Here is a 15,320-nt window from a genome sequence, read left to right as displayed (position 1 = left end):
TTTGCAGGAAAAAACATGCAAAATGCGTGTTTTCTTTTGGGGCAGGGGCCTTGTTTATATGATAGGTGCAGAAAAAAGAAAAGGGGAAGACGTATATGGCTTATTACACAGTCGGCGAATTAATAAGGGACGCCAGAGAACGCCAGGGATATTCTCAGGAAGAACTCGGTTATGGAATCTGCACAACCTCCACTCTGTCACGGATTGAGAACGGACTTCAGGTGCCGGGAAGAAAAATACTGGAAGGACTGCTGCAGCGGCTTGGAATGACAGAGCGGGCAGAAGGCATGTATTTTAGCCAGAGGGAACGGGAGCAGTGGGAGCTGGAGCAGAAGCTGGCGCGCAGTCTCAGGAAAGAAGATTTTGAGCAGGCAGAAAAAATTGCAGACTGCATGGAGCGGAATATCAGAAAAAGTTCCGGGAAAACATACCGGCTGAAAACAGAGGAGCAGTACCTGAGTTTTGCCAGAGTAATGATTGGGAAACACAGGGGAGAGCCTTTGGAATGGGTGCTGCAGGAACTGCTGCATACAATCCATATGACCATGCCGGAATTTGACGGCCATATTCATGACAGGCTCCTGACCTGCCATGAAATTGCCATTCTGTACAGTATCGGGTGTATCTGCCACAGTATGGGCAGGCTCTGGGACAGTCTGCAGCTGCTGTCGGAGCTGAAAGAATATATGGAACGACGTAATCCGGACAGCGAGGAAATGTCTGTCAGATATCTGATGGTGATACAGAAAATGTCATCCTGGCTGTATCAGGCCGGGATGTTTGAAGACGCCCTGGCTTGCTGCCAGACAGGAATTGAGCACTGCATGGAATACGGAAAGCTGCATACGCTTCCCGCGCTGCTGCACTGCAAGGCCTGCGGACTGGCAGAGCTGGGACAATACGACAGGTCAGAGCAATATTTTTTCCAGAGTATTGCCCTGTTTCAGATGATGAATCAGCGTGAACGCGCTGAAGAAGTGAGGGAATATGCCCGTCTGCATTACGGGCTGGCTTCTGCCGGGTGCTATATGGTGGAATAAAAGTCTGTGAGCATTTCCGGAAAACACCTCTCCCACAGACCATAGTATAGCAGAGGGACAGAAGAAACCCCATATGGAAATCCGCGAATTTATTTTTGCGGATTTCCATATGGGGAAAAGGAAAGTTCTGTGATAAAATAATACCGGCTGTGCCATGATAGAATAACTAATCAAGATTTAATTTCCGCCTCATAAGCAGGACAGATACCATATAGAATATGAAGGACAGGATTAGCTGGCTGAAAACAGCAGCCGGAAGCATATTTTTGTAATAGCTGTTCAGGAAACTGCCCATCGTGGAAACGGATTTGTATAAGGTGGGTGAGAGAATCAGCACAGAGCTGATAATCTGATTTCCGATATAAAGGGCGATGTAAAATCCAATGGCGCAGGCCAGACGGTATTTTTCCATAAGCTGTCCCAGCAGGATACTCACATATCCCATCAGAAGGCTGGCCAGGCTGCCGGAGAGCTGCAAGAGAATCATAAGTCCCAGAATCTGCAGAGGCGTATAGCCAAAGAGATTGCGGAAAGATATGGTCCAGTCACCGTTTCCGGTGGAGATTACCATGTCCAGATCCTGCAGCAAATCCTGAACGTTTTCCGCGCCGTAGGTATCTACATAATGATACCCGGCAACGAAGGACAGCAGTATTACGGACAGGATGGTGAGCAGGGCATTTACGGAAGACCAGAAATATCCCACCAGCAGTTTGGAATGAAACAGCTGCAGAGGAGTGACAGGCAGGGTGTGCATCAGGTAACCCTGAGAAGTAAACAGATTCCGGTAAAAGCGGGCGTAGAGATAAATCCCGGTTATGATACTGAAGGCTGCCAGGGAAAGGGCATAAAAAATAATCAGAAAAACAGCCAGCAGCGCAGACTCCTGGCTGTCAAATATATCCGTGTTTAAAATGCAGCAGCCGGTCAGTGTCAGCAGCAGCAGCGTAAGATTTGCGGCCGTCATTATTTTGCAGGTGGATTTCCATTCATGTTTTAAGAGTTTTCCTAACATCTGAATACCTCCCGGAATAAAGTGTCGATGGATTTGCGGCTCTGTTCCCGCAGTTCATCTACGGAAGCGTGGGTGTGGATTCTGCCGTTCTGAAGAAAAATAACCTGGTCCAGGATATTTTCAATATCAGAAATCAAATGGGTGGAAATGATTATGGTGGCATGTTCGTCATAATTTCCCAGAATGGTCTGTAAAATGTAGTCTCTTGCGGCAGGGTCCACGCCGGCAATGGGTTCGTCCAGTATATAGAGCCCTGCCCGTCGGCTCATAACCAGAATCAGCTGTACCTTCTCCCTGGTTCCTTTGGAAAGGGTTTTTAATTTGCAGCCTGGGTCTATGTCCAGTTTTTCCAGCATGTCATAAGCCCGTTCTGATGCAAAGTCCCTGTAAAAATCCTGAAAAAATGCAATGATTTCCCGTATCTTCATGGACTGGTTCAGGTAACAGTGGTCCGGAAGATAGGAAATAAGATTTTTACTGGCAGTGCCCACAGGCTCGCCCTGAATGCGTATGGTTCCGGAGGTGGGCTGCAGCAGCCCCGCAATCAGTTTGAGCAGTGTGGTTTTGCCGCTTCCGTTGGGCCCCAGCAGGCCGATGATGTGACCTCCTTCAATCGTAAGGGAGACGTCTGTAAGGGCCGGGATGGTTTCGTAGGTTTTCATGAGGGCATTACATTCCAGCAGTGTCATCGCTGCCTCCTTCCTGTTCTGTGAGTTCCGTAAGAAGTGAAATAGCGTCTTCTTTCTGAAATCCCAGTTTCAGCATGTTTTCCAGAAATTGGGTCACCATTTCTTTTGCAAGTTCTGATTTTAATTTTTCAATCATGGTCATATCCTCCGTAATAAATCGTCCACTGGTGCGCTGGGAGTAGACAAGCCCTGTCCGTTCCAGTTCGGAAAGAGCTTTCTGCATGGTGTTGGGATTTACAGACGCTTCCTGAGCGAGCTCCCGGACAGAAGGCAGTTTATCGCCGGGCCGATACAGCCCCGATATAATGTCCATCTGGATTTTTTCTATAATCTGAATGAAAATGGGCCGGTCAGAATTCAAGTTCCATGGCATTCAATCACCTCGTTTCTCTATGTATGATTGTACTACATTAATAATACAATAAGACGTTTTGGACAAAAAGTCAAGTGTTACGTTTTAGATTGAAGAAATATTCGGAACGTGATAGAATAAAAACGTTAAAATAATGTAACTGTTTATCAGGAAAAGAGGAAGCAGAATATGAAGAAATCAATCAATGCGCCAAAGGCGCCGGCAGCAGTGGGACCTTATGTACATGCAGTGGAAGCAAACGGGCTGATTTTTACTTCCGGGCAGCTTGGACTGATTCCGGAGAGCGGAACGCTGCCGGGAGGCGTGGAAGCACAGACACACCAGAGCCTGAAGAACCTTGCTGCAGTACTGGAAGCAGCCGGGAGCGATATGGAACATGTGGTAAAGACCAACGTATTTTTAAATGATATCAACGATTTTGCAAAAGTAAATGAAATTTATGCACAGTATTTTCCGGGGGATGCACCGGCACGCTCCTGCGTACAGGCCGCAAGGCTGCCCAAAGAGGGGCTGGTGGAAATTGAGGCCATTGCTGTGAAAAAAGAAGCATAATATGGGAATGCAGAGATGATGAACCATACATTAAATTTTGAAGGAGAGAACAGATTGGTAGCAGAGAGAATCGAAGCGCTCCGGGCAGAAATGCAGAAAAGGAACGTGGATATATACATTGTGCCTACGTCTGATTTCCACGAATCAGAGTATGTGGGCGATTATTTCAAAGCCAGAAAATTTATTACAGGATTTACCGGTTCTGCCGGAACCGCAGTGATTACCAGGACAGAAGCGGGGTTATGGACCGACGGAAGATATTTTATACAGGCGGAAAAGCAGCTTATGGGAACTCCGGTGACGCTGTTTCCCATGGGAGAAGAGGGCGTGCCCACCGTAAAGGAATATGTGGAAATAAATCTGCCCGAAGGCGGCTGCCTGGGATTTGACGGCCGGGTGATGAATGCAAAATCGGGGGCCGATTATGAGAAAATTGTAACGGATAAAAAAGGCAGCCTGTCCGTGGACGAAGATCTGGTGGGAATCATCTGGAAAGAACGTCCGCAGCTTCCCAAACATCCGGTATTTATATTAGAAGAAAAGTATGCGGGAGAAAGTACTGAAAACAAGCTGAAACGGGTACGGGAAAAGATGCGGGAGCAGAATGCAGGCGTCCACATCCTCACCTCACTGTACGACATTGCCTGGCTGTTTAACATCCGGGGCGGAGACATTGACCATGTGCCGGTGGTACTGTCTTTTGCAGCGGTTACCATGGAAGAAAGTTACTGGTTCCTCCATGAAGAAGTACTGAATGATACTCTGCGGGAATACTGCGGGAAAAACGGAATTATCCTGAAACCCTATGAGGAAATCTACGACTATGCAGGCGGGATTCCGGCGGGAGAAACGGTTCTGCTGGATGAAAATATTGTCAATTACCGCATCGTCCACAGCCTGAAGGATGATGTTAAGACGGTGAGAAAGCCGAATCCCACAGAATGGATGAAAGCCGTAAAGAATGAGACAGAGCTTTCCAATATCCGAAACGCCCATATCAAAGACGGTGTGGCTTTTACAAAATTTATGTACTGGTTAAAGACCAATATCGGCAAACAGAAAATTACGGAGATTTCTGCTTCAGATTATCTGGAAACATGCAGACGGGAGCAGAAATTATTTGTAGATTTAAGTTTTGATACGATTAGCGCCTATGGCCCGAATGCAGCCATGATGCATTATACCGCCACACCTGAATCCGACGCGGAACTGAAACCGGAGGGATTTCTGCTGGTGGACTCCGGCGGACATTACCTGGACGGAAGCACGGATATTACCAGGACGATGGCCCTTGGAACCCTCACAGAGGAGGAAAAATTCCACTTTACTACGGTGTGCCGTTCCAATCTGAATCTTGCGGCGGCAAAATTCCTCCACGGATGCCGGGGACTGAATCTGGATATTCTGTCCAGAGGCCCTCTGTGGAACCTGGGGCTGGATTATAAATGCGGCACGGGCCATGGAATCGGATACCTGCTGAATGTGCATGAAGGCCCCAACGGGTTCCGCTGGAAAATAGTGCCGGAACGTGATGACAGCTGCGTGCTGGAAGAAGGGATGGTTACCACAGACGAACCTGGGGTTTATCTGGAAGGAAAGTACGGAATCCGTACCGAGAACGAACTGATTTGCAGGAAGGCAGAAAAAAATGAATACGGACAGTTTATGGAATTTGAAATCATCACATATGCGCCCATAGATCTGGACGCCATTCTGCCGGAAGAAATGACTGCTTCCGAGCGGAAGCTGCTGAATGATTACCATAAGATGGTCTATGAAAAGATTGCACCTTTCCTGACTCAGGAAGAGCAGGACTGGCTGAAAGTGTATACCAGGGAAATCTGACAGTTGATTAGATTGCCGGAACAGACGATATATAAAGAAATACAGGAATTATGTTCACGGAGTAACAGGAAACGAAACAGCCAGGGAGGGTACGGAAATGAAAGTCAGCGGAGCAAAAGAATCAGGTATATCAGCAGGAACATGGAATATAACGCAGGGGGAGGATGCCGTGAGCAAAAGTATCCGCAAGCAGATTGCAAATGCGCAGAAAGCCCTGCAGGAATTATCCGGGAACAAAGAGCTGACCGCGGAAGAAAAAATGAAAAAACGTCAGGAATTGCAGCAGCAGATTACCGATTTGAATCAACAGCTCCGCCAGCATCAGATGGAGCAGCGCAGAGAAAAGCAGAAGGCACAGAAAGAGGCGGCAGAGCAGCAGAACAATGGAAATCGGCAGGAGCAGAAAAAGCAGCAGGAACAGGGATTTTCCAGGGCCGGTATGGAGGCCCTGGTTTCGGCGGATACTGCCATGAAACAGGCAAAATCCTACGGAAGCGTAGCCTCCCGTCTGGAAGGGGAAGCCAGAACCATACAGTCAGATATTAAGCTGGACCAGAAACGGGATCAGGATGTGGAGGGTAAATTAAGCAGGCTTGCCGAACTGGAAGAACGCGTGGAAAAGGCAAAGGCTTCTCAGATTGGCGTACTGGAAGAGGCTGGAGAAGAAATCAGAAAGACAGAAGAAAAAGAGCGGGAGAAAAAGGCGGAACATACTTCTGAACAGGAGAAAATCAGGGAAGAAGAGGAGTTACAGGATAAAAAAGATAAGAAAGAGAACGAACAGCAGGAGAAGGAAAAGCAGGAAGATGGAAAGTTTGTGGATATCCGCCTCTGATTCCCTTTTGATTCCCCGGTTCATTCAGATGGAAGAAAAAGGTTAAGGAATCCGGCGAATGTGACGAAATATACCCTGAAAACATGGGAAAAAAAGACAGGAAAGCGCAGGTGTTTTTATGAATATAGGTATGGCAGGCGCCGGATTCCATGCGCCGGGAAATTATCAGTCAAAAAGTGTATTTGCGGGAAATCTGCCAGGCCTGCATAACAGTATGCTGAAAAGCACCCAGGATAAAATGGAGCGTCAGCAGAAGGCAGGAAATCAGATTGCATTCTGGGAAAATCAGAAAGAAAAGCTGAAGGAAATGGAATGCGGTACGGTGGAAGAAATTGCCAGAAAGCTGGAAATGTTTCACAATTATGAGGACGAGATTGCCGCGGTGAAAGCGGCTTATAATAACGAGCAGATGGCCCATATTCTGGACGAAGCCCAGGAACAGGGCGAGAAGAACGCCGAGGCAGCCGAAAAACTGGAGCCGAAGACACCGGAAGAAAGACGGGAAGAACTGGCAGAAGAAGCAGCCGGAACGGAAGAAAACGAAGGTGTTCTGGAAGAAATGCTGGAAGAAGTTACAGACTCCATGGAAGAAGTACTGGAGGAAACTGCGGAAGCGTTGGAAGAAACACAGGAACAGCTTCTGGAAGAACAGCTTGCGGCGGAGAATCCGGATGGGGCAGACAGTGTTTCAGAGCAGCTTGACCGTCAGATGGAGAAAATAAAGGAAGAAGCCGGGGCTCTGAGAGAACCCTATGCTTATTTCAAAGAAGAAAACCAGAGAAAATATTACCGTGGTCTGGATGTGAGAGTGTAAACCGGATACAGTCTCAGCGGATTGGTGCAGGAGAGTTGAGTAATGAGAAAAGTGTTGGATGTTATACTGGTACTTTTTTCGCTGGCAGCGGCAGTTCTTGTATTCAGCAATTTTAATATGGAAGGAATTTTGTGGAGCGGGAACAAACCGGATGCTGTCAGCAGTCAGGAGATGGAGGGAAATCCAGGAACGGTTTATACCGGAAAACCTGCGGGAGAAGGTATACCGGAAGTAAAGACGCAGGAAGAATGGAAAGAAGTGCTGAACGATGTGGATTATATCACCGTGACGCCGGAGAAGATTTATAAAACCAATGTATACAGCCTGGCGGAATGGGCAGATTATTTTCAGAGACGCCGCAACGGAGCCGTTGGACGGAAAAAAACAACGGTCAGAACGTCCCCGCTGGATGTTTCCCAGGACTATACGCCTTACTATATCATTGAGCTGGAAGACGGCAGTCATATTCTGGCTCAGATGAACCGCTGTCTGGCCAAAAATATTGCAAAGGGTAAGGAAACAACCCTTCCCATCGGCAGAAAGCAGGGATTTTCTCAGGGGGCCAAAACGGCGCTGGCGTCCGTTTGTGAGGAATACCAGGCGCCCACGGATTATGTGCTCTATACCATTGACAATGAATGGCAGGAGAAGCATTCCTTTGAAATCCTCATTGGAAAAGCGGTGGTGGCCATTGTTGTCTTTTTTGTTCTGGCAGTGGTGCTGGAACTGATTGCAGACCGGATTCTTCCATCCGGAAAGCACCGGAATTCGTAAAAGTCCGTAACAGGGAAGCCACAGGCTAAACTGTTACCAGAATTCTTATTGATTTTGGAAAAAGACTTGACAGAATCACTAAGAGAAAGCTATAATGTGTAATTGCTAAACAACATCAGCAGCCAGGGGTTGTACTGGTTTCGACGGGGGTTGTGAAGCTATGGAAGCCATTGGCGGCTCCTGACCGCCTCAACAACGGGAATTATAAATATAAACGCTGAAGATAATTTAGCAATCGCTGCCTAGTTGCAGCAGTCGGCCTTAGACCACCCACAGTTTAAGAACCCGGCTTCGACTATGTGGGAAACGACGTATCCAAAGCTTTGCGGATACGGGCGTATTATGAAGCTACTGAAACCGGAAGCCTGTCATTAGGCGTCCGGCAGAGGGAATGTTAAACTAATGACTGTAATGGGAGATGCCATAGTGAATTGGCTTTCGGACAGGGGTTCGATTCCCCTCAGCTCCACTTAAACGCATTAAGTCGAACCCTGCATATGAAATTGTCATATACAGGAATATGTTCTGCTTAGTGTATTGGCGAAAATAAAGACAGAATAGGTTGTCTACAGTCTGAAACAAACATGACCCACGATACTCTGTACCGTGGGTCATGTTTGTTCTTAACGACTTATGCTGAAAAATCATAATCTGTATTTGTGCCGATAATGTCAATAATATTCAGACTGTTGTCTGTCGTGCTGTCTGCATTGGAATTTCTGTTTCTCAAACGCTCATTCCTAGCCCGGTTTCCCGATTCCAATAATTCTTTCGTCTTATAATCGAAATCAAATAAATCAGATAAACCGTTCGTGTGTTTCTTTTTGCGTTCGTTCTGAAATCTCTTGAACCAATTCACTACAGCATCATGTGTATGTCTGCCTGTCCGTTCGTCCTCACGTTTTAAAAACTCCAAGAACTTAGCATTTAAGTGTTTTTCCTCTGAAAGAATCTGATTACAGATTTCAGTAATAGAAGCGGCTTTTTCAAACATTTCCTCTGCTTCTCTTTTTGTATTTTCTGCATTTTCTTCCATTCTCTGTACTTTCATTTCTTTAATCAAAAGGTCATATTCTTTACTCTGTAAAGTTGCCCTGTCATTCTCAAGTGCGGTCTGTTGCGTAGATAAAGATTCACGCTCTTTTTCAAATCTTCTTTCCATTTCTTCCTCTCTGGCTTTTTCCTGCTCTTTCATTTCACGGATATTTTTCTCAAGAATATCTAAATCCTTTTCTCTGATTCTCATTCTAATCATCTCCATTCTAAGTTGAATTTCTTTGTTACTAAGTCGCTTTAACATATCGGGAGTAAGCCCCTGCTGATGGAACTTTTCGTCTTTATCGTAATAACATGCCAGAACTTCTTCAATCGGCTTGTTTTCTAATTCAAGGTCATATCCTTTATCCAATAATTTTTTACGGAATTTCCTATGTAACCCGGCTAATTGTTTTGGGTTATGAAAAAATTTCGTTTGTGAAATCGTGCATTTCAATTTTCCGTTTTTTTCTGATTCGTGGCAAGGGACAAAGCAAACATGAATATGTGGGTTTGTTTCGTCCTTATGGATGGAAAAACCAGTGATATTGTCTGTCCCAAATTCTTCTTCAAGAATCCCAATTAAATCCCACGTCCATGTATTTTCATGTCCTGTAATTGAATCGTTACCCATTTGCAGGACAAGCGGACGGACAATCACTGTATCATTTTTCCCTTTTGTGGAAATCCTTGCCCCATGCTCTTTTGCGTATTCAATACGTCTGTTAATTGCATTTACCATATCTTTAGAGTGGCTTGTTCTCTGCCATTCTCCGTTAGAATCTTTATAATAAGATTCGTTTTCTAATGTGAGGTCAGAATTTATATCAGGGTTACTATGCTGTACCTCACAGCCATTCATTTTGTCCGCACTCCTGTCAATATGCCGGATATATCCGGCAATCCCCATGTTTCCAGATTTACCTGTTTTTGTGCTTGTGTATTTGCCGGAATAATGAATTTTTACACTGGCGTCAAATGATAAATAACCAATTTTAACCACCTCATTTCTTATTATCATACCTTAATGATAATCGAAAAACTTCAGAATACAACCCCTCTGTCAAGTGTTTTTTTAATTTTTTTCTGTATTTTTTGTCCGGTTATTTTCTGGCTTTTGCCAGGTTGTGCTGTCTATGGCGGTAAGTTATTTCTTTCCCAAAAAAGTATCTCGTTCCGTTCGTTGTAGCAAAATACATCTAAATTCACAAGTGTATTTAGATAATTTTGCAAGGAGTTGCACTCCCTTGACCCTTGCTTTTCCCCACCTCTGCGGTGGGGAATTATTGCCCCCGGTTCTGTATCTCTTTTCACTTATTCTGTATCTATGCGTTAGGCTATAATTAAGGGAGCGAGTGCAAAAGCAAAAAAGAAAGGAACTGATTTTGAAATGGACAAAACTGATAAAAGAGAGTATAATTTTTAATTAAGCAAACACATGTCGAAAAATGACGAATTTTTTCACAAAAATGAATATTTAGCATATACCAAAGAAAGGGGATTCATTATGAAGAACATCATCAGAAAATCAATCGCAACTATCGTTATTATTGCTATGGCTTTAACACTGGCTATGCCCATGCAAGCAGAGGCAAAGGCAAAAGTGAAATTGAATAAAACTGAAATTGCGCTGAACGTCAAGAAATCATACAATCTTAAAGTATCTGAAACGACTGAGAAAGTCACATGGTCTACATCCAAAAAATCTGTTGCCACAGTAAATTCCAAAGGAAAAATAACCGCTAAGAAAAAGGGCACAGCTACAATTACCGCTAAGGTATCTGGCAAGAAATACACCTGCAAGGTGACTGTAAAACAGCCTGTTACCTCTGTAACACTGAATAAAAAGACCGCCACTCTTACTAAGAAAGGTGCTACGGTTACTCTGAAAGCTACAGCAAAGCCGACCAATGCTAATCAGCGTAAGGTCACATGGAAATCAAGTAATACTAAAGTTGCCAAAGTAGACAGTAACGGTAAAGTTTCGGCTGTTTCTAACGGGACAGCTACCATTACTGCTACCGCCGCAGATGGCTCTAAGAAGAAAGCTACTTGTAAGGTAACTGTTAAGAATGTTGGTACAGAGTGTAAGCATGACTGGGTCAGAGTGTTTACCACAGACAGCGGTCCAATGTATTGCCAATGTGCATGTGGTCAGATATTTGCTAATGCAAAGGAGTGGCAGGCCCACAGCATAGAAGCAGCTCTCAACCGTGAATATGGCCATGGCAGCTGGTCGGGATGTACTCCCTATGCAAAACCCTACAACTACGAAGAATGCTCCAAATGCGGGAAGAGAAGACCGTTACAGTAGTTGCAAAAAAGGTAACATTCAATTTGAGTGTTACCTTTTGTTTTTATAGATATGTGAGCATATGGGGGACTGGAATACTGCCCACATATCCCTGTTACGATAAAATAAAAATAGCACTTAACAAAATGTTGTGTCTATTTCTGTCCCAAACGCTCCTGATAATTAGGAGTATTCAACAGCTTTTGTTGTTTAATAGCCTTTTCTCTTGCATTTATTGCTGTGTCAATTCTGGATGAATTGATAATATAGACTTTCATCCATTCTTCATTGCTTACAATATTGTCAAACGTGATTGCACCGTCAGCAATGCCATTGATTAAGAAGTCAACAAGTTCTTTTGTGCTGGCTACGCTTTTTTTCGCTCTGCCCCTCATCCATGATTCGTACCTTTCCCGATAATGTTCAATGTATTTCTTCCCGGCAAATGTATAAACCGTATGGACATCATACTGGTACTTCTTATCGTATTTGATATGGATTAAATAGGAAAGCATATTGTCAAAAGCGTAACGCCCGGATTTTGGCTTTTCAATGTAACTCTCTTCAACGCCAACAATTTTGGCGAGTTCCGGCAGTGTCTTTCCTTTGCCTTTTTTAAACTTTGCAATAAAGTGGGCATGGTTGGATTGGAAATTAATGTCGTAATCCATTTTGTACTCGTTCCAGATTTTATTCTCGTCTTTGTCATGCCTGATACCATGCATTTCAAGGATTTCACATCCGGCATTTTCTAACCGGGATTTGATGATTTTCCCCATTTCACCTAAATTTCCAAGCTGTTTCTTTTCATCATCTGTCCAGTTCCAATGTTGGGGCTGGAAGTCCTGTACTAACATCATAGTTTCCAAATCCGCTAATTTTCTAGCCATATTTATTCACCCCTTATATATTTGATATAGATATTATAGCACATACTTTCCTGAAAGTGAATAGTTAAATTAAATTAATTTAATTATATACTTAACTATTCCCCTTTGTCGGAATCCTGTCAGGATGGAAAGTTGTCGCAAAAATACCCGTGTAGTATCGACAAGCCCTACTACACGGGTATATATATGCGTTAGGGTGGTAATAGTTAAAATATGGTAGCATTTTTTATTATCCCTTGAAAAATAAGAATTTATAAAGGGATATTTAAAATATTTTTTTGTGTTTTTTTTGTTATAGTAAAATCCTGTGGAAAAAGTGGTACTGTGGTACCGGCACCCTCTAGCCCTTGTATTTACTGGGTTTCCCCGGTACCATATTTTTGGGGAAAAGTGGTACCGCAAAAATGGAGGATGAAAAACCGCATAAACACTGGATTTTCCCGGTACCATTTTTTGGGAAAAGTGGTACCGCAAAAATGGTACCGGGAATACGGAAGATGAATTAGAAATTTATCGTAATAAATATTACGGGTGCTATGTAGGATTAAAAGTATGTTTTCGCTCATATATTTTGTTTCTATATTGATAAATGAGCATATTTCAAGTATAATTCAAATTCTAAGGAATCAGTAAAGGAGAGGGCATATATGGCAAATAATGTATTCAAACAAAATAATAATAATTATGCCATTGCGTATTACCGTTTTAGTTCCCATTCTCAAAATGAAGCGTCTATCGACCAGCAAAGGGAACAGGCGCAATTTTATGCGGAAAAACATGATTTGAATATAATTAAAGAATATACTGACAGGGCAATATCAGGAACGACGGACGACAGACCGGGATTCCAACAAATGTTAGCGGAAGTGGCAAAATTAAAACCCGCTGTCTTGATTCTTTGGAAAACGGATAGACTTGGCAGGGACAGATATACCCTAGCCCTTGCAAAGAAAACAATCCGGGACGCTGGTTGTTCCATACAGTACATAGCAGAAGCGATTCCAGATGATTCACCAGAATCTGTTCTGATGGAGGGAATGTTGGAATCTATGGCGGAATTTTATTCAAAACAGTTGCGTCAAAATGTTGTGCGCGGAATGCGTTATAATGCGGAGAATGCACTTTATAATGGTCATAAGATGTTAGGGTATAAAGTGGACGATACAAAGCATTATATTAAAGATGAAGCAACTGCTCCTGTGGTACAGTATATTTTTAAACAGTATGCAGATGGCAAGCCATTGACTGAAATTGCAGACGAATTAAATGTGCAAGGAGTACGGACAATGCTTGGGCGTGAATTTAAGGTGAATAGCCTTAGGCATATTTTGAAAAATAAGGCTTATACAGGCGTATATGAGTATTCAGACATTAAAATTAAAGATGGTATGCCAAGACTTGTATCGGATGAGCTTTTTGAAGAAGTACAGAAGCGGTTTGAAAGAAATAAGCACAAGGCAAAAACGCCATCTATTGAGGAGGACGCTCCTCGTTACTGGCTGACCGGGAAATTATATTGCGGTGAGTGCGGTGCAACAATGCATGGAATGTCCGGCACTTCAAAGACTGGTAAAATCCATTATTATTATGCCTGTAAAAATCATCGCAAACATAAATGTAAATTGCGGAACATACCTCAACTTCAATTAGAAGTCCATGTGGTGTGGGTTTTGCGTCAACTTCTTGAAAATTCAGAAAATCTGGCAAGCCTTGCTGTGGATGTAGCCACATATTACAAAGAGTTAAATGCTGATAATGGTTATATAGGTGGTTTAGAAGCCGAATTAAAAGAAACTGAGAAAGGTATCAATAATTTAATAAAGGCTATTGAAAAAGGCGTGTTGTCTGATACTGTTACGAATCGCCTTGCCGAATTAGAGAATCGGAAAACAGCTATTAAAGAAGCCATCGAAACAGAGAGGTTAAAACAGGCTATTGTAGATGATGGACACAGCATACAGCAGTATTTTGACAAGTATGCCAATGCAGACTTTGATGATACAGAAACAAGAAATACGATTTTAGAATATTTCGTTGATAAAATTTATGTTTATGATGACAGGCTTGTTATTACATGGTATTATATAAATAATGAAACAGTGATTGATTTAGACACGCTTACAGAAATTACTGATACTAAAAATTCTGACGGTGATAAGGGTGTGGAGAGTTCGACATTGAAACAGTCAGCTCCATAATTTGTGGTAAGAAGGGAGCCGCGAAGCGGGAGGATGCCTTATCGCGAATATATTTAACTGACACCCGAATCATGAACGTAAAATAAAGACAGTCTGCACTGTCTTTATTTTTATGTCATATTGTAACTTTAATTGCAGTGAGCAGCCACAGTATGGTATAATACGTCTGAACAGGCAATACATTTACAGCGCAGCGGTTGGATAAATGAAAAACAGCGAGGAAAAAAATGGGAAAGAATGGAATCATAGTAGAAGGATTTGCTTTCGCAGAACAGGAAGAAGGGCAGAAGGCCCGGAAGGAAGCGGAAAGTATAAAATATATAAAGGGAAACCTGGATATGGAGAATCCACGGATGGTGCTGGAAATGTACCGTAAGCTCACTGCAGAGAAAGTATTTGAGACGCCGGTAGGCTTTATGTATCTGAAACAGCTTCGGGATTATCTTTCCAGAGTACCGGAACTGAAAAACAGAGGGCTGGAGCCCATACAGGTAAAAAGTTCTGCAGGCAGAAAAAATTCTGTACAGAAAACGGGAAGTCAGAAGCAGGAACAGCAGACACCGGGTACGGATGTGGAGGAACTGACGGTCTGGTATGAGGAACAGTTAGACCAGGAGAAACAGAAACGCCGGGAAGCGGAACTGAAACAGAGGCGGACGGAAGAAAGGTGCAAAAGCAGAAAAGGATTTTTCCATACCAGTATAGCAATCAATGTATTCCTGATGCTTGTGGTAATCGGCATGGTGGTCATTACGATGATGGACAGCAATCCTAATATTCTCAATTATGAAAATAAAATTGTTGACAAATATGCACAATGGGAACAGGAACTGGAAGAGCGTGAGCAGAATATCAGAGAGCGTGAACAGGAACTGAATCCGTAACATCAGATGTGCGGCGGGAATCGGATGTGCTGTTATGCTATGGTATTTTCACAGATTTGCCATAATCCTGTGGTAATATGGAC

Annotated in this window: 14 protein-coding genes and 1 other RNA gene; 10 read left to right on the top strand and 5 right to left on the bottom strand. The window is 43.4% G+C overall.

What is annotated here, in order from left to right:
- Window positions 1-95: 95 nt before the first annotated feature.
- On the top strand, window positions 96-1,040 hold the full coding sequence (locus VSQ32_09455; GenBank protein ID MEH2943083.1) for a helix-turn-helix transcriptional regulator: 945 nt from the start codon (window positions 96-98) through the stop codon (window positions 1,038-1,040).
- 166 nt (window positions 1,041-1,206) lie between these two features.
- Here VSQ32_09455 and VSQ32_09450 read toward each other — a convergent pair whose 3' ends face one another.
- The 3 genes from VSQ32_09450 to VSQ32_09440 are packed head-to-tail and all read right to left on the bottom strand — an operon-like array spanning window position 1,207 to window position 3,117.
- Window positions 1,207-2,055, bottom strand: a complete 849-nt coding sequence (locus tag VSQ32_09450) for a hypothetical protein (protein ID MEH2943082.1) — start codon at window positions 2,053-2,055, stop codon at window positions 1,207-1,209.
- Window positions 2,049-2,744, bottom strand: coding sequence for an ABC transporter ATP-binding protein (locus tag VSQ32_09445; GenBank protein ID MEH2943081.1), 696 nt, complete (start codon window positions 2,742-2,744; stop codon window positions 2,049-2,051). Before VSQ32_09445 ends, VSQ32_09450 begins: the two co-directional genes overlap by 7 nt.
- Window positions 2,725-3,117 carry a GntR family transcriptional regulator gene (locus VSQ32_09440; GenBank protein ID MEH2943080.1) on the bottom strand — a complete coding sequence of 131 codons (393 nt, stop codon included), beginning with the start codon at window positions 3,115-3,117 and terminating at the stop codon, window positions 2,725-2,727. The genes VSQ32_09445 and VSQ32_09440 overlap by 20 nt, the downstream gene beginning before the upstream one ends.
- Window positions 3,118-3,285: 168 nt before the next feature.
- Here VSQ32_09440 and VSQ32_09435 point away from each other — a divergent pair, with 168 nt between their 5' ends.
- The 6 genes from VSQ32_09435 to ssrA all read left to right on the top strand — a co-directional run bounded on the left by VSQ32_09435 (window position 3,286) and on the right by ssrA (window position 8,409).
- Window positions 3,286-3,669 carry a RidA family protein gene (locus VSQ32_09435; protein MEH2943079.1) on the top strand — a complete coding sequence of 128 codons (384 nt, stop codon included), beginning with the start codon at window positions 3,286-3,288 and terminating at the stop codon, window positions 3,667-3,669.
- A 54-nt stretch (window positions 3,670-3,723) separates the two neighbouring features.
- On the top strand, window positions 3,724-5,514 hold the full coding sequence (locus tag VSQ32_09430; GenBank protein MEH2943078.1) for an aminopeptidase P family protein: 1,791 nt from the start codon (window positions 3,724-3,726) through the stop codon (window positions 5,512-5,514).
- 97 nt (window positions 5,515-5,611) lie between these two features.
- On the top strand, window positions 5,612-6,349 hold the full coding sequence (locus VSQ32_09425; protein MEH2943077.1) for a FlxA-like family protein: 738 nt from the start codon (window positions 5,612-5,614) through the stop codon (window positions 6,347-6,349).
- Window positions 6,350-6,467: 118 nt separating this feature from the next.
- Window positions 6,468-7,163, top strand: coding sequence for a hypothetical protein (locus tag VSQ32_09420; GenBank protein MEH2943076.1), 696 nt, complete (start codon window positions 6,468-6,470; stop codon window positions 7,161-7,163).
- 42 nt (window positions 7,164-7,205) lie between these two features.
- Window positions 7,206-7,937 carry a hypothetical protein gene (locus VSQ32_09415; protein MEH2943075.1) on the top strand — a complete coding sequence of 244 codons (732 nt, stop codon included), beginning with the start codon at window positions 7,206-7,208 and terminating at the stop codon, window positions 7,935-7,937.
- A 125-nt stretch (window positions 7,938-8,062) separates the two neighbouring features.
- Window positions 8,063-8,409, top strand: a transfer-messenger RNA (tmRNA) gene (ssrA, locus tag VSQ32_09410).
- 159 nt (window positions 8,410-8,568) lie between these two features.
- Here ssrA and VSQ32_09405 read toward each other — a convergent pair.
- Complete coding sequence (locus VSQ32_09405) at window positions 8,569-9,975, bottom strand: plasmid recombination protein (protein ID MEH2943074.1); 1,407 nt, start codon at window positions 9,973-9,975, stop codon at window positions 8,569-8,571.
- 504 nt (window positions 9,976-10,479) lie between these two features.
- On the opposite strand from VSQ32_09405, the gene VSQ32_09400 reads away from it, so the two are divergent.
- Entirely contained in the window at window positions 10,480-11,286 is an 807-nt protein-coding gene (locus VSQ32_09400) for an Ig-like domain-containing protein (protein MEH2943073.1), read from the top strand.
- Between the two features lie 134 nt (window positions 11,287-11,420).
- On the opposite strand, the gene VSQ32_09395 is transcribed toward VSQ32_09400, so the two are convergent.
- Complete coding sequence (locus VSQ32_09395) at window positions 11,421-12,155, bottom strand: Rep family protein (protein MEH2943072.1); 735 nt, start codon at window positions 12,153-12,155, stop codon at window positions 11,421-11,423.
- 647 nt (window positions 12,156-12,802) lie between these two features.
- Between VSQ32_09395 and VSQ32_09390 the strand changes: the two genes are divergently transcribed.
- Together VSQ32_09390 and VSQ32_09385 are read left to right on the top strand one after the other, a co-directional pair.
- Entirely contained in the window at window positions 12,803-14,353 is a 1,551-nt protein-coding gene (locus VSQ32_09390) for a recombinase family protein (protein ID MEH2943071.1), read from the top strand.
- A gap of 227 nt (window positions 14,354-14,580) precedes the next feature.
- The gene (locus VSQ32_09385) at window positions 14,581-15,237 is read left to right on the top strand and encodes a hypothetical protein (GenBank protein MEH2943070.1); all 657 of its coding nucleotides are present in this window, start codon (window positions 14,581-14,583) and stop codon (window positions 15,235-15,237) included.
- Window positions 15,238-15,320: the final 83 nt, after the last annotated feature.

The organism is Lachnospiraceae bacterium JLR.KK002, assembly GCA_036941025.1.
Classification (GTDB): Bacteria; Bacillota; Clostridia; order Lachnospirales; family Lachnospiraceae; genus Petralouisia.
The sequence above is the reverse complement of the archived record's forward strand: the minus strand, read 5'-3'. Positions and strand labels throughout refer to the sequence as shown.

What these genes read in the sequence shown, in the direction of transcription:
- VSQ32_09455 (MEH2943083.1), top strand. Translation starts at nt 96, where the DNA reads ATGGCTTATTACACAGTCGGCGAATTAATAAGGGACGCCAGAGAACGC.
- VSQ32_09450 (MEH2943082.1), bottom strand. Translation starts at nt 2,055, where the DNA reads ATGTTAGGAAAACTCTTAAAACATGAATGGAAATCCACCTGCAAAATA.
- VSQ32_09445 (MEH2943081.1), bottom strand. Translation starts at nt 2,744, where the DNA reads ATGACACTGCTGGAATGTAATGCCCTCATGAAAACCTACGAAACCATC.
- VSQ32_09440 (MEH2943080.1), bottom strand. Translation starts at nt 3,117, where the DNA reads ATGCCATGGAACTTGAATTCTGACCGGCCCATTTTCATTCAGATTATA.
- VSQ32_09435 (MEH2943079.1), top strand. Translation starts at nt 3,286, where the DNA reads ATGAAGAAATCAATCAATGCGCCAAAGGCGCCGGCAGCAGTGGGACCT.
- VSQ32_09425 (MEH2943077.1), top strand. Translation starts at nt 5,612, where the DNA reads ATGAAAGTCAGCGGAGCAAAAGAATCAGGTATATCAGCAGGAACATGG.
- VSQ32_09420 (MEH2943076.1), top strand. Translation starts at nt 6,468, where the DNA reads ATGAATATAGGTATGGCAGGCGCCGGATTCCATGCGCCGGGAAATTAT.
- VSQ32_09415 (MEH2943075.1), top strand. Translation starts at nt 7,206, where the DNA reads ATGAGAAAAGTGTTGGATGTTATACTGGTACTTTTTTCGCTGGCAGCG.
- VSQ32_09400 (MEH2943073.1), top strand. Translation starts at nt 10,480, where the DNA reads ATGAAGAACATCATCAGAAAATCAATCGCAACTATCGTTATTATTGCT.
- VSQ32_09395 (MEH2943072.1), bottom strand. Translation starts at nt 12,155, where the DNA reads ATGGCTAGAAAATTAGCGGATTTGGAAACTATGATGTTAGTACAGGAC.
- VSQ32_09390 (MEH2943071.1), top strand. Translation starts at nt 12,803, where the DNA reads ATGGCAAATAATGTATTCAAACAAAATAATAATAATTATGCCATTGCG.
- VSQ32_09385 (MEH2943070.1), top strand. Translation starts at nt 14,581, where the DNA reads ATGGGAAAGAATGGAATCATAGTAGAAGGATTTGCTTTCGCAGAACAG.